The 13459-nt window shown below is 64.1% G+C and carries 14 protein-coding genes; all 14 read right to left on the reverse strand.

The features are described from left to right. Positions 1-3 precede the first annotated feature (3 nt). The 14 genes from BB28_RS12875 to BB28_RS12940 all read right to left on the reverse strand — a co-directional run bounded on the left by BB28_RS12875 (position 4) and on the right by BB28_RS12940 (position 13323). Positions 4-1698, reverse strand: a complete 1695-nt coding sequence (locus BB28_RS12875) for a purine-cytosine permease family protein (RefSeq protein WP_046253758.1) — start codon at positions 1696-1698, stop codon at positions 4-6. Positions 1699-1754: 56 nt separating this feature from the next. Continuing rightward, positions 1755-3164 carry a bifunctional lysylphosphatidylglycerol flippase/synthetase MprF gene (locus BB28_RS12880; RefSeq protein ID WP_046253759.1) on the reverse strand — a complete coding sequence of 470 codons (1410 nt, stop codon included), beginning with the start codon at positions 3162-3164 and terminating at the stop codon, positions 1755-1757. A 52-nt stretch (positions 3165-3216) separates the two neighbouring features. Next, entirely contained in the window at positions 3217-3402 is a 186-nt protein-coding gene (locus BB28_RS12885; protein WP_046253760.1) for a PLD nuclease N-terminal domain-containing protein, read from the reverse strand. Further along, on the reverse strand, positions 3399-4268 hold the full coding sequence (locus BB28_RS12890; protein ID WP_191985272.1) for an acyl-CoA thioesterase II: 870 nt from the start codon (positions 4266-4268) through the stop codon (positions 3399-3401). Before BB28_RS12890 ends, BB28_RS12885 begins: the two co-directional genes overlap by 4 nt. A 15-nt stretch (positions 4269-4283) precedes the next feature. After that, on the reverse strand, positions 4284-5702 hold the full coding sequence (gene pyk, locus BB28_RS12895; protein WP_075874253.1) for a pyruvate kinase: 1419 nt from the start codon (positions 5700-5702) through the stop codon (positions 4284-4286). An 87-nt stretch (positions 5703-5789) separates the two neighbouring features. After that, positions 5790-6104 (reverse strand): quaternary ammonium compound efflux SMR transporter SugE, encoded by a 315-nt coding sequence (gene sugE / locus BB28_RS12900; RefSeq protein WP_046253763.1) that lies wholly within the window; start codon positions 6102-6104, stop codon positions 5790-5792. Between the two features lie 83 nt (positions 6105-6187). Further along, complete coding sequence (locus BB28_RS12905; protein ID WP_046253764.1) at positions 6188-6544, reverse strand: NINE protein; 357 nt, start codon at positions 6542-6544, stop codon at positions 6188-6190. Beyond that, on the reverse strand, positions 6541-7557 hold the full coding sequence (gene lgt / locus BB28_RS12910) for a prolipoprotein diacylglyceryl transferase (RefSeq protein ID WP_046253765.1): 1017 nt from the start codon (positions 7555-7557) through the stop codon (positions 6541-6543). The genes BB28_RS12905 and lgt overlap by 4 nt, the downstream gene beginning before the upstream one ends. A 34-nt stretch (positions 7558-7591) precedes the next feature. Further along, positions 7592-8380: a tryptophan synthase subunit alpha gene (gene trpA / locus BB28_RS12915; protein WP_046253766.1), complete on the reverse strand. Its 789-nt coding sequence runs from the start codon at positions 8378-8380 to the stop codon at positions 7592-7594. After that, a complete protein-coding gene (trpB, locus tag BB28_RS12920) occupies positions 8377-9651 on the reverse strand; it encodes a tryptophan synthase subunit beta (protein ID WP_046255798.1) in 1275 nt (424 codons plus the stop codon). The genes trpA and trpB overlap by 4 nt, the downstream gene beginning before the upstream one ends. A 39-nt stretch (positions 9652-9690) precedes the next feature. Continuing rightward, positions 9691-10509 (reverse strand): indole-3-glycerol phosphate synthase TrpC, encoded by an 819-nt coding sequence (trpC, locus tag BB28_RS12925; protein WP_046253767.1) that lies wholly within the window; start codon positions 10507-10509, stop codon positions 9691-9693. Positions 10510-10603: 94 nt separating this feature from the next. Further along, positions 10604-11236, reverse strand: a complete 633-nt coding sequence (locus tag BB28_RS12930) for a TIGR02234 family membrane protein (RefSeq protein ID WP_046253768.1) — start codon at positions 11234-11236, stop codon at positions 10604-10606. Continuing rightward, positions 11229-12764 carry an anthranilate synthase component I gene (locus BB28_RS12935; RefSeq protein ID WP_046255799.1) on the reverse strand — a complete coding sequence of 512 codons (1536 nt, stop codon included), beginning with the start codon at positions 12762-12764 and terminating at the stop codon, positions 11229-11231. The genes BB28_RS12930 and BB28_RS12935 overlap by 8 nt, the downstream gene beginning before the upstream one ends. Before the next feature lie 67 nt (positions 12765-12831). Further along, positions 12832-13323 carry a MarR family winged helix-turn-helix transcriptional regulator gene (locus BB28_RS12940; RefSeq protein WP_046255800.1) on the reverse strand — a complete coding sequence of 164 codons (492 nt, stop codon included), beginning with the start codon at positions 13321-13323 and terminating at the stop codon, positions 12832-12834. Positions 13324-13459 lie beyond the last annotated feature (136 nt).

The following is a 13459-nucleotide window of genomic DNA, read 5'->3' on the forward strand; positions in this document are numbered from 1 at the left end:
GGTCTACCGAGCGGGCGGATCGGCGGGCAGCACATGCTCGCCGACACGATCGGTGGCCAGGCTCAGCGAGGAGATGTATTGCTTCTCACCGCCGGGACCGGGCTTGGCGGAGGCCAGCATATCGGGACGCTCGAACTCGATTCCGCTGACAGCACAACGAAGTAGCTCATCCGAGGGGTTCCCGTACTCGTCGTACATCGGCAGGTCGATACCGTCATCGGAGCGGCGCAGGTAGTACTTACCGCGTGTCGCGACGGCCAGAATGGGCGGCAACACGAAGGCGATCACGACGGCCACAATCGGCGAGTAGGGCCGTATCGCCTCGCCGAATACCCCGAAGAAGACCAGGATCGAGATGCCCGCCGACAGCAGCATCGAGACGAAGCCGACCGGATTGACGTCGTAGAGCATGCCGCGCCGGAATTCCGGCTCGATGGGCGAGAGTTTCAGGACGTACTTGTTGATGGCAATATCGGTAGCCACCGTGACCACCCAGGCCATACCGCAGTTGGCGTAGAACCCGAGAATGGTATTGAGGAAGTCGAACATGTTGGCTTCCATCAGCACCAGTGCGATCACCAGGTTGAACAGAACGAAGACCAATCGGCCCGGGTAGTGCTTGGTGATGCGGGTGAATGAGTTTGTCCAGGCCAACGAGCCCGAGTAGGCGTTGGTGACATTGATCTTGATCTGGCTGATAACCACCAGAATCACGGCCAGCGTGATGGCGAGCCAGTGCGGCATCATGTTCTGGTAGATCTCCAGGAACTGGTGCACCGGCTGATTGGCCACGGCAGCACCGCCGGCCACATTGGCGATGAGATACACCGCCAGGAACAGCCCGATCACCTGTTTGATGGCGCCGAACAGTACCCAGCCCGGCCCCGCCAGGAGCATCGCAGTCCACCAGCGGCGACTGTTTTCGGGCGTCTTGGGCGGCATGAACCGCAGATAGTCGATCTGCTCGGCGATCTGGGCGATCAAGGACAGGCACACGCCCGCGGCGAGCATGATCGAGCCCAGGTTGACGCCTTGCGCTTCCTTGCCGCCGTAGGCGAAGAAGGTTCCGATCGAATCCGGGTGGCGCACCACGAGATAGACGAACGGGATGACCATCATGACGAGCCACAGCGGGGTGGTCCACACCTGCAGCACCGATAGCGCCTTCATTCCGTAGATGACCAGCGGAATAATGATGATGGTGGAGGCCGCATATCCGATCGGCAGCGGCACACCAAGCCCGAGCTTCAGGCCCTGGGCCATGATCGAGCCTTCGAGTGCGAAGAATATGAATGTGAACGTCGCGTAGATGATGTTCGTGACGATGCTGCCGTAGTAGCCGAATCCGCTTCCGCGCGTGATTAAGTCGAGATCGATGTTGTAACGGGCGGCGTAGTACGAGACCGGGATTCCGGTCAGGATGATGATGACCGCGAACAACCCGATCCCCCACAGAGCATTTCCGGTGCCGTAGGAGATTCCGATGTTGGCGCCGATCGCGAAGTCGGCCAGGTAGGCGATGCCGCCCAGGGCGGTCACACCGACAACAGCCGGGCTCCACCGTCGAAATCGCCTGGGCGCAAATCGGAGGGTGTAGTCCTCCAAGGTCTCCCGCAGTGCCGCGCTTTCGGCGGCATCGTGGGTGGACGGAGCAGACGAAACGGGTGCGGATGCAGTCGTATCGAGAGTGTCGGTCACGCGGACAGCCTGTCGATCGCCCAAGTCGTACGCGTTTTCCGGACGTTAATGTCCTGTTACGCAGGCGCTCCATCAGGTGTTTTCGGGCGCAATCGTGGGGTGAACTCCAGACTCAGCAAAGCGAATGCCACCAGCGGCACTGTGGACATCTGCACAAGCACGTAGCGCCGGTCCCCCAGCGCGTGGAATTTGCGCAGGTAACGGTACAAAGATTCCAGGGCGATCAGCGGATCGAGCACGTGAATCGCCGAGTAGCAGAGTTCCTGTACGCGAGTGCGGTCCTTCTCGGCGAAGATCTCCGGGAATGCCGCGAACGCCAGCGACAAGCGGCGGGCGCCCTCGGTCTTGGCGAGTGCGATCATGTCGATGGTCAGTCGTTCGTCGATTCCATTCGGCGCACCGGGGCGCCGCCACGGAACATCGAGAGAGACATCGGTGCCGCCCCCGGTGGTGGCGTAGCGGTGAAACCCTTGCACCACACCGCGATCATCCCGGGCGATGATCAGCCTGATACCGGGATAGCGCCCGAGTAGCGCACCGTCGAGGATCATCGAGAATCCACGCTCGAAGCGACCTCCATGCGAAAGTTCCATCACCTGTCGCAGTTCGGCGCGCAGCCCGCCATCGAGACCGCGCTCGTCAACGATCTCGGTGGTGACGCCCGCGTTGTGGGTGCGCTGCATGCCTTGGCGCAGATTCCGATACTTGCGGCCCACCATGTCGAAGGCTTGCACATCCACCACGACGTCGCGACCCACCGCGATGGCGCGGAGTGGATGCCCCAGGGAACGCGGGTCACTCCACAGCGACAGGCGGTGTTCACTGCACCCCAATATCGCGATGCGCCAGCCATGCGAGCGACACATGGCCGCGAATTCCCGGACCAGGGACGGGAACCGGGATTCGTCACCTATCGGATCTCCGCCGACCACCGCGAAACCGGCGCGCGTCCGGTATGCGATGGCTGCGGTGCGATCGGCGTTGAAGTAATAGGACTTGAGCGAGTGCATCGCGAAGGCCGCCAACTGGTCGTCACCGGTTCTGTCCACCAGTGCGCCGACCTCGGCCAACGCCTCGGGCTGCGCCGGCGCGGATGTCGGCCACATGAGGATGAGCCCGGCCGCGACCACCAACGCGTCGCCGGCGTGCTCGAACTGCAGGACGCCGGCCCCCAACGCGACCAGCACGGATACTCCCGCCCATGCCGCATGACCGTAGGTGACCGGCCGCCCCAGAAAGATTCCGCGAGCGATGAATCCGACGCACAGCAGAACCGTGAGCGGCCAGAGGATCTCATCGAAATCGGGTTGCTTCGGGTATCCGGAATGGGCGACCAACAGCACCAGCCATCCCGCGACAAGCAGCATCGCGGCCGCGCTTACCAACCGTGCAGGCCGCGAATCACTATGGACGGCAATGCGTTCGGCAATACGCACGTGGGCGGTTGCGGCCGATGGTTCCAGCATTCAGCCACCTCCCACGGTCTCCCGATACCGACCTTTAAGGATACTCCCGCAGCTACCAGCGGTCGGAGGGATCGCTCTTTCCGATGGCAAACCAAAGGATGGGACCGAAGACCGGGAAGACGAGCACGATGATGGCCCAGGGCAGTTTCTCGCCATTGGGCTTGACCGGGTCTTTGATGATGGAAATGATGGTGACGACAGTAAGAACGAGCACCAGCAGAGAGAGAATTCGAATCATGACCGCCCCGGGAAGTGTTTGATAATGCCTTCCTGGATAGTACTGGCCAGCAACGCCCCTTCGCGATCGAAATAGCGCCCCGCTCCCATTCCCCGACCCGCCGAGGCAACTGGCGACTCGGTTGCGTAGAGCACCCAGTCATCGAAGCGCACCGGGCGGTGAAACCAGACGCTGTGGTTGATAGTGGCGGCGAAAATCCGGTCGTAACCCCACGACAGGCCATGGGTGGTGATGATCGAATCCAGCACCGTGGTGTCCGATGCGTAAACCAGTGCCGCGCTGTGCAGAACCGGATCGTCGGGCAGCGCGGAGTGGGTCTTCATCCACACCCGATTATGTTCCAGCCGTTCGGATTTCGCTTTGAGAACCCAGGCGGGGTCGTTGTCGTAACGCCATTCGATCGGTTTGAGGGCGGCCACGAACATCGGCACCGTCTCCTCGTAGCCGACCAGGTGCTCGTCGATGGTCGGCAGCGTTTCCGGATCGGCCACCGTCGGTGGTTTCACCGCATGCTCCAGCCCCGGCGAGTCCTTCAGGTACGACACCAATGCGGAGGACAGCAACAGGTCGCCCTGGATCGCGTCGACGCGGCGATTCGCGAAATTACGCTCGTCCCGCAATCGCAGGACCCGGAACTCGATGTCTTGTTCGGGGTCGCCACCGTTGATGAAATGGGTGGAGACAGCCGCCAGCGAGAGCTTCTCGGACACGGTGCGCCCAGCGGCGACCACGGACTGCGCCATCAGCTGACCGCCGAAGGTACGGGGCGGATTGACCGTCGGGTGGCCGCCGACGAACAGATCGGTCTCGGGGTTCTTCAGCTCCAGCAGCGCGAGTAGCTGTGCGAAATCAGGTGCGTTGCTGATGCTCGAACCTCGTCTCTAGTGGTCGTCCTCGCCGATCCGGTGCACGTGGATCAGATTGGTCGAGCCTACTGTCCCTGGCGGAGCCCCCGCGACGATCACCACCAGATCTCCCCGTTGATAGCGCTCCATCTCCAGCAACGCCGTATCCACTTGTTGGATCATGCCGTCGGTGGTGTCCATGACCGGGACGATGAAGGTTTCAGTTCCCCAGGTCAGCGCCAGCTGGCTACGTACCTCGGGCAACGGGGTGAAAGCCAGCACCGGCAGCGGAGTGTGCAACCGGGCTAGCCGTCGCACCGTGTCGCCCGACTGCGTGAACGCCACCAGGGCCTTGGCGTTGAGCCGTTCGCCGATATCGCGCGCCGCATACGAGATGACACCGCGTTTGGTCCGCGGCACGTGAGTCAGCGGCGGCGCGCTCACCGAATGGCTCTCGACCGCGGACACGATGCGGGCCATTGTCCGCACTGCCTCCATGGGGTACTTGCCCACCGAGGTCTCCCCCGACAACATCACGGCATCTGCCCCGTCCAGGACCGCGTTGGCGACATCCGAAGCCTCGGCGCGTGTCGGGCGTGAGTTTTCGATCATCGACTCGAGCATCTGAGTCGCCACGATGACCGGACGCGCGTTCTCGCGCGCGATCTGGATGGCGCGCTTCTGCACAATCGGCACATCTTCGAGCGGAAGTTCGACGCCCAGATCGCCGCGGGCGACCATGATCGCGTCGAATGCCAGCACGATCGCCTCAAGGTTGGCGACGGCCTCGGGCTTTTCCAGCTTGGCGATCACCGGCACCCGACGTCCGACGCGGTCCATGATGGCGTGCACCAGTTCGACATCGCCGGGTGACCGCACAAATGACAGCGCGATGAGGTCCACCCCGAGTCGCAGTGCGAACTCCAGATCCGCGATGTCCTTTTCGGACAGGGCCGGCACCGAGACATTCATCCCCGGAAGTGAGAGACCCTTGTTGTTGCTGACCGGACCACCCTCGGTGACCCGGCAGACCACGTCATTGCCTTCGATGGCCTCGACGGTCAAGCCGACCTTGCCGTCATCCACCAGAAGCCTGTCGCCAACAGCAGCATCGGTAGCCAACTGCTTGTACGTGGTGGAGACCCGGTCCGGGGTTCCCACGACATCCTCGACGGTGATCCTGACCTGTTCGCCCGTCGCCCAGTGGGTGGACCCGGTGGCGAACCGGCCCAGCCGGATCTTGGGGCCCTGCAGGTCCGCGAGTACGCCGACCGCGCGCCCGGTCTCGTCGGATGCCTTACGCACCCAGCGATAGTTCTGCTCATGGTCGGCGTGCTCGCCGTGGCTGAAGTTGAGTCGCGCGACGTCCATCCCGGATTCGACAAGCTCACGTACAAGCTCGGCGGAACCGGTCGCAGGACCAAGGGTGCAAACAATCTTTCCGCGTCTCGTCACGACTTTTGAGCATAGTCGTGCAGATACCTACTCACGAGTCAGCGCGGACACGATTCACCAAGCGGTTACCTTCACCGGTTTGCGTTGTCAGGAGGCCAATTTCAGACCGATGATGCCGGCAACGATCAACCCCAGGCTCAGTAGCCGCCAGACGTTGGCCGAATCGCCGAACAGCACGATGCCCAGGATTGCGGTACCGACAGCACCGACACCCACCCAGATCGCGTACGCGGTGCCGACCGGCAGGCTTTTCATCGCAATACCCAGCATCGCGATGCTGATGATCATCGATCCGACAGTGCCGACGGTCGGCCACAGCCGAGTGAATCCCTCGGTGTATTTCAGGCCGATAGCCCAGCCCACCTCGAGCAGACCCGCAAGAAGAAGGACCAGCCAAACCATGAGAGATACCTCCACATTTCGGTGAGGCCGTCCCCTGGCGAAGAATTACCGGGTCGTCCCGGTCATCTTCATTCTCTCACATGTCAATCGCGAAGCTGGCGACCTGCTTTATCGCTGACCTTGCCGCCGAAGATCAGGACCGCATCGACGACCGCCCAGATGACAGCGACGATTCCGAACGTCACCAGGCCGATCAGCAGCTGGACAACGCCGAGCAGCGTCTGTCCCAGATAGATCCGACCGAAGCCCAGAAATCCGACCAGGCCCAACAGTTGCAGCAGGCCGGCGATCAGCTTCGACTTATCTGAGTACGGCGCCCCGGTGGCTGGGTCACGCCCGTACGGGGCGGCGGGGTCCACATATGGGGGCGGATACGGGACGCCAGGCGATGGCGGCACCGGCGGAGGTGTTCCGAAAGGAGGCGGCGTGCTCTCGGTCATTTCTCCACAATGCCAGAAGTCTCACCGGACTCGTCGGCCGATTCCTCGGCGGGGTCGTCCACCGGGTCTTTCGTGACGGCTTGCTCCCCCGCATCCGCGACATCTGCAGGGTCCGCAGCGTCCGTCGACTCGTCGGTCTGCGCAGGGGTGCCACCCAGGGTCGCCGGATCCTCACGTCCCTTGGGCGCCAGCAGGATGTAGGCGATCGCACCGAGGAACACCAGAGTCGAGGTGAAGGAGTTGACGCGAATGCCACCGAACTGTGTGGCCGGGTCCACCCGCATCAATTCGACCCAGAAGCGTCCCACGCAGTACGCCGCGACATACATCGCGAACAGACGTCCATGCCCGATCTTGAAGCGCCGGTCGACGAAGATCAGCAGCGCGAAAACAAGGACATTCCACAACAATTCGTAGAGAAAGGTCGGGTGGACGACTTGCGCGACCTCCCCGGTGGACACACCGTTGAGATTGAGAACGTCCACCGTGCCGTCGGCCGAGCGGCGATAGAACAGCTCCAGACCCCACGGCAGCGTGGTCGGACCACCGGTGAGCTCCTGATTGAAGTAGTTGCCCAACCGGCCGATCGCCTGGGCCAGCACGATGCCGGGAGCGATCGCGTCGGCGAAGGCGGGCAACGAAATACCTCGTCGACGGCAGGCGATCCAGGCGCCGACACCGCCGAGGGCAACTGCGCCCCAGATACCGAGGCCGCCCTCCCAGACCGCGATCGCCTTGCCCAGGCCCTTACCGTGCGGGCCGAAGTACGTCTGCCAGTCGGTCATCACGTGATAGAGACGTCCGCCGACCAGGCCGAACGGCACCGCCCACAACGCGATGTCGTAGATGACACCGCGCTCGCCGCCACGCTGCTCCCATCGACGATCGCCGATGACCAGCGCGACGATGATGCCCGCGATGATGCACAGTGCGTAGGCGCGGATCGGGATGGGCCCCAGATGCCAAACCCCTTGGGGCGGGCTGGGGATATATGCCAGATTCACGACTGTCACAGTGTTGTCCCTGCTTTTCCTGTCATCCCTGGGCTCAGGCCCTTCGGACTCCGGTAGCCAACTCTTCAGTCAGGGTACGCACGGCGGTCGCACCTTGCGGGGCGGCCGCCACCAACGCCGAGCCCACGATGACACCGTCGGCATACGCGGCGATCTCAGCCGCCTGGGCACCGGATCGCACGCCAAGACCGACTCCCACCGGGATATCGGAGACCTCGCGAACCCGGCTCACCAGCGCGGGGGCGGCATTCGACACCGCATCGCGAGCACCGGTGACACCCATGGTGGACGCCGCGTAGACGAATCCCCTGCATGCACCGATCGTCTTTTCGAGTCTTTCCGGCGTCGACGAGGGCGCGACCAGGAAGATGCGATCGAGGTCATGAGCATCGGAGGCCGCGATCCAGTCCTCGGCCTCGTCGGGGATCAGATCGGGTGTGATGATCCCGAGGCCTCCAGCCGCGGCGAGGTCACGCGAGAACGCGTCAACCCCATACCGCAGCACCGGATTCCAGTACGACATCACGACCGCATGTCCGCCGGCATCGGTGATGGCGCGGACCGTCGTGAAAACGTCAGCTACCCGCACCCCGTTGGTCAGCGCGGTTTCCGCAGCCGCGGCGATCATCGGGCCGTCCATCATCGGATCCGAGTAGGCGATACCGACCTCGATGATGTCGCACCCGCCCTGCACCAGCGTGGTCATCAGTTCGATCGAGGTGTCCAGGTCCGGATACCCGTTGGGCAGATAACCGATCAGCGCGGCACGCCCCTCGGCACGGCACTTGTCGAAGACCTCGGTCAGGCGGCCTGACTGCGTCATGCCCCGGCCCCGTTCTGATCCGCGTCGTTCTTGTCCAAGAGGTCGAACCACTTGGCCGCTGTCTCGACGTCCTTGTCGCCGCGGCCTGACAGGTTGACCACGATCACCGCGCCTTCGCCCAACTCGGCTCCGAGCTTGAGTGCGCCCGCGACGGCGTGTGCCGATTCGATGGCCGGGATGATGCCCTCGGCGCGAGAAAGCAGCAGGAAGGCGTCCATGGCCTCGCTGTCGGTCACCGGGCGGTAATCGGCGCGCCCGGTCTCACGCAGCCAGGCATGCTCGGGGCCTACCCCGGGGTAATCCAAACCCGCTGAGATTGAATGCGATTCGATGGTTTGACCATCTTCGTCCTGCAACAGATACGAGTAGGAGCCCTGGAAGGCGCCGGGAGTGCCACCGGTGAATGTGGCGGCGTGCCTTCCGGTTTCGACACCGTCGCCGGCGGCTTCGTATCCGACCAGCCGGACCTGCGGATCGTCGATGAACGCGTGGAAAATACCGATCGCGTTCGAGCCGCCACCGACACAGGCCACCACCGCGTCTGGCAATCTGCCGACCTGATCTTGTACCTGAGCCCGCGCTTCCATGCCGATGATGCGCTGAAAATCGCGAACCATCACCGGGAAGGGGTGCGGGCCGGCAGCGGTACCGAAGCAGTAGTAGGTGTTGTGCGCGTTGGTCACCCAGTCGCGCATGGCGTCGTTGATCGCGTCCTTGAGGGTCTTCGACCCCGATTCCACGGACACCACGGTCGATCCCAACAGCCGCATCCGCGCGACATTGAGTGCCTGACGTGCGGTATCGACGGCGCCCATGTAGATGACGCACTCGAGCCCCAGAAGTGCACACGCGGTGGCCGTGGCGACTCCGTGCTGTCCCGCACCGGTCTCCGCGATGACGCGTGTCTTGCCCATCCTCTTGGCCAGGAGGACCTGACCGAGGACGTTGTTGATCTTGTGGGAACCGGTGTGGTTCAGGTCTTCTCGCTTGAGCAGCAGACGTGCGCCGCCAGCGTGGGCACTGAGGCGTTCGGCCTCGTACAGCGGTGACGGCCGGCCCACATAGTGCGTCTGCAACCGGTCGAGCTCGTCGAGGAAGGAACGGTCGGACCTGACCTTCTCGTATGCGGCGGTCACCTCTTCGATGACGGCCATCAGGGCCTCGGCCACATACCGGCCGCCGTATGGACCAAAGTGCCCGCGGCCATCGGGATCATGCGCGGTGCGCTCGGCGATCGCAGCACTCATCTGCGGGAGACCGGTGTTCTTCATGTTGGATGAACCGCGTGCGGAAAGACTGTCGGGCATCGTCTAGCGAGCCGGTTTGGGGCAGGACGGATGCGTGCCCGCGGTCACCAAATCGGCGACGGCTCCGCGCGGATCGCCACTGGTAACCAATCCCTCACCGACCAGTACGGCGTCGGCACCCGCACCGGCATATGCCAGCAGGTCGGCCGTCCCGCGAATGCCGGACTCGGCAATACGGATGATGCCGCTGGGCAGCCCCGGCGCGATACGCGAGAAGCAATCCCGGTCGATTTCAAGAGTTTTCAGGTCGCGGGCATTGACGCCGATAACCGATGCACCGGCGGACAGCGCACGATCGGCTTCTTCCTCGGTGTGCACTTCCACCAGCGCGGTCATCCCGAGCGACTCGGTGCGATCGAGCAGCGAAACAAGTGCGGTCTGTTCCAGCGCCGCAACGATCAGCAGGATCAGGTCGGCACCATGTGCCCGCGCCTCGTGGATCTGATACGGACTGACGACAAAGTCTTTGCGCAACACGGGAACTGATACGGCAGCGCGCACCGAGTCCAGATCGTCGAGACTGCCGTGGAACCGCCGGCCCTCGGTGAGCACGCTGATAATCCGCGCTCCCCCATCTTCGTAAGCCTTGGCAAGCTCTGCCGGATCGCTGATATCGGCAAGCGCGCCACGCGACGGGCTGGCCCGCTTCACCTCGGCGATCACGGCGATTCCCGGCTCGCGCAGCGCGGCCATGACATCGAGTGGCTTGGGCGCTGCTTTGGCGGCCGCCTTCACGGTGACCAGATCAACAACGGCTTCACGAGCCGCGACATCAGCGCGCACGCCATCGAGGATCGAATCGAGTACGGTTCCCGAACTCATGACCTCGACGATTCCCTTCTTGCGACGCCCCCGCGCCTACACGCTCGAACTTCACAGAAGGGTAGCCGTTCGAGGCTCACACAAGAAAACCGGGTCAGGTAGGGCCCGACGAACGCTCGGGCGGACCGACGGTGGGGTCCTCTCCGTCGTCCAGGCTGTCCCACATCACCCGCTCGCTCTGCGTCTTTTCTCCCAGATCCGCACTGTCTGAGCGTCGCGCGGCCGGGGTCTGGTACTTCGTGTCCGCGACCCCCTGTGCGGCCCGCAGAAGCGTAATGGCGGCCAATACGACCACCACCGCGGCCACCACGGCGGTGGTGGCTCCGCCGGAGAGCCGGTCGGCCCCGATCAGGGTGGACACCGGGACGCTCTTGACGTCCGCGGCGCGAGGCCCGACATCACGAACGGCCCAGAGGCTGACCCCCAGATAGGCCGCGCCCGCTCCGATCACCGCGACGAGGACCGCCAGGATCCGCAGGGCCCATCCGCGGATGGCCAGAGTCGCGATCGCTGCCGCGACCAAGGCGACCGCCAACGGGACCAAGGCCGCCGACCAGTCGGCGCCGGAGACCAGAATCGTTCGCGGCTCACCCAAACCGTCGAAGGAACGCAGGCGCACCCAGGTGAACTTCGAGGCTCCCCACAGCCCACCCGCCGCGATCAGGAGCAATCCGGCGCCGGTGACCAGCCGCTTACGGCCCGACTGCGGCGGAGCCGGATTAGACATCCGCGGCGCCCGTGAGGGTTTCGGCCGCGGCGATCGCATTGAGCACCGCGGTGGCCTTGTTCCTGGCCTCGTTGTACTCGTACTCGCCCGTGGAGTCGGCGACCACACCCCCACCGGCTTGCACGTAGGCACGCCCGTCTTTGAACAGCGCGGTTCGGATCGCAATGGCGAAATCGGCGTTTCCGGCGAAGTCCAGGTATCCCAGAACTCCCCCGTACAGCCCGCGGCGAGTCAGCTCGACTTCCTCGATGAGTTCCATGGCGCGTACCTTCGGCGCCCCGGACAGTGTTCCCGCGGGGAAACACGCGGTGATGGCGTCCAGCGCTGTCTTGCCGTCCGCCAGCGATCCCGACACTGTTGAGACCAGGTGCATGACGTGGCTATAGCGCTCGATATGGCTGTAATCGCTGACCCGCACCGTGCCGGGCGTGCATACGCGTCCGAGATCGTTGCGGCCCAAATCAACCAGCATGAGGTGCTCGGAGAGCTCCTTCTCGTCGGCGAGTAGATCCTTGGCGAGCAAGGTGTCTTCGTCATCGGTTGCGCCGCGCCAGCGTGTTCCGGCGATCGGATGGGTGGTGGCCACTCCGTCCTTGACGGTGACGAGCGCCTCCGGACTCGATCCCACGATCGAAAAAGCCGTCCCGCCATCGGCATCCGGCGCATGCAGTAGATACATGTACGGGCTCGGGTTGGTGACCCGCAGTATGCGGTACACCTCCAGCGGGTCGACGTCGGTCTCCATTTCGAAGCGCATGCTCGGCACCACCTGAAATGCCTCGCCGGCTTCGATCTCGCCGACGAGTTTGTCGACGATCGCGCTGTACTCCTCCACCGTGCGCTGGCTGCGATACGCCGGTGCCGGGCGCTCGAAATGCGCAACGGTCGAGGGCAACGGCTGGCCCAGCGCCGCCGTCATCACGTCGAGTCGCGCGACCGCGCCGTCATAGGCCTCGGCTACACGCTCCGGGGTGTCATCCCAGTTCACCGCGTTGGCGATGAGCGTGATGGTGCCTTCGTGGTGATCGACGGCCGCCATATCGGTGGCGAGCAGGAGCAGCAGATCCGGCAGCCCCAGATCATCGACTGTCTGCTCCGGAAGCCGCTCCAGCCGACGGACGATGTCATAGGACAGGAAACCGACCATGCCGCCGGACAGCGGCGGGAGGTCCGACAGCGCCTCGCCTGCCAGCAGGTCCATGGTGGCCCGCAACGCATCGAGCGGATCGCCCCCGCCGGGAGCCCCCTCCGGGGCGGCCCCGAGCCAGGTGGCGTGGCCGTCGCGCACCGTCAGGGCAGAGGGCGATCCCGCGCCGATAAAGGACCAGCGCGACCACGACCGCCCATTTTCCGCCGATTCAAGCAGAAAGGTGCCGGGCCGGTTGGCGCCCAGCTTGCGGTAGGCGGAGAGCGGCGTCTCGCTGTCTGCCAACACTTTTCGGGTCACCGGCACCACCCGATGCACCGCCGCCAGGGCGTTGAACTCTTCCCTGGTCGTGGTCGCGGCGCCACTGACGGTGCTATGCATGCGTGCCATTCTCCCAGACCCCCGCCAACGGATTCGGCCATGCCACCAGCGTCAGCGGTATGCGGACCTAACCTTCGTATGCCTTGAGGGTCGCGACGAGCCGCTCCAGGCCGGCGACGACCGAGGCCCGCTCGTCCCCAAGTCCGGCCAGAGCCTCGGCTTCGATACGCAGCCTCTCGGGGAACAATTCGTCCACGACCGACCGCCCACTGTCCGTCATGCTGATGATGGCCGCACGGCGATCGTTGGCGTTTGCTTCCCGGCGTACGTATCCACGCTCTTCCAGCTTGCGCAGCATTCTGCTCACCCAGGCTTGCGATACACCGAGCTCCTCCGCGAGATGGCGCGCGATCACCGGGCCCTTGCGGTGCCGGAGCACTACCAGAACGTCGTGCTCGGGCTCAGCGATGGCCGCGGTCGCGTACAGAGGCTCGAGCAACCGGGCGAGCAATCCCGACGCGCGTTTGAGCGAGCCGATGACCTCCATCGGCGATGTGTCGAGCTCCGGCCTGTTCAGCGTCCAGTCACGGGTGGTGATCGAACTCTCGTGGACAGCCATCATGCCTCTCGGTCCAGGTGTGCCAGATAAACGCGGATCGGGCCCAGGCTATCGAAATCGGGGCATCACCATTGGCGAGCTCGGCAACATACGCCCGTGGTGCGGCCATTTTATTCCTCAATCACTCGCACCAGCT

This window comes from Mycobacteroides chelonae CCUG 47445, from assembly GCF_001632805.1.
Taxonomy (GTDB): domain Bacteria; phylum Actinomycetota; class Actinomycetes; order Mycobacteriales; family Mycobacteriaceae; genus Mycobacterium; species Mycobacterium chelonae.

What these genes read in the sequence shown, in the direction of transcription:
- BB28_RS12880 (WP_046253759.1), bottom strand. Translation starts at nt 3,164, where the DNA reads ATGCTGGAACCATCGGCCGCAACCGCCCACGTGCGTATTGCCGAACGC.
- BB28_RS12885 (WP_046253760.1), bottom strand. Translation starts at nt 3,402, where the DNA reads ATGATTCGAATTCTCTCTCTGCTGGTGCTCGTTCTTACTGTCGTCACC.
- sugE (WP_046253763.1), bottom strand. Translation starts at nt 6,104, where the DNA reads ATGGTTTGGCTGGTCCTTCTTCTTGCGGGTCTGCTCGAGGTGGGCTGG.
- BB28_RS12905 (WP_046253764.1), bottom strand. Translation starts at nt 6,544, where the DNA reads ATGACCGAGAGCACGCCGCCTCCTTTCGGAACACCTCCGCCGGTGCCG.
- trpA (WP_046253766.1), bottom strand. Translation starts at nt 8,380, where the DNA reads ATGACGCAGTCAGGCCGCCTGACCGAGGTCTTCGACAAGTGCCGTGCC.
- trpB (WP_046255798.1), bottom strand. Translation starts at nt 9,651, where the DNA reads ATGAAGAACACCGGTCTCCCGCAGATGAGTGCTGCGATCGCCGAGCGC.
- trpC (WP_046253767.1), bottom strand. Translation starts at nt 10,509, where the DNA reads ATGAGTTCGGGAACCGTACTCGATTCGATCCTCGATGGCGTGCGCGCT.
- BB28_RS12930 (WP_046253768.1), bottom strand. Translation starts at nt 11,236, where the DNA reads ATGTCTAATCCGGCTCCGCCGCAGTCGGGCCGTAAGCGGCTGGTCACC.
- BB28_RS12935 (WP_046255799.1), bottom strand. Translation starts at nt 12,764, where the DNA reads ATGCATAGCACCGTCAGTGGCGCCGCGACCACGACCAGGGAAGAGTTC.
- BB28_RS12940 (WP_046255800.1), bottom strand. Translation starts at nt 13,323, where the DNA reads ATGGCTGTCCACGAGAGTTCGATCACCACCCGTGACTGGACGCTGAAC.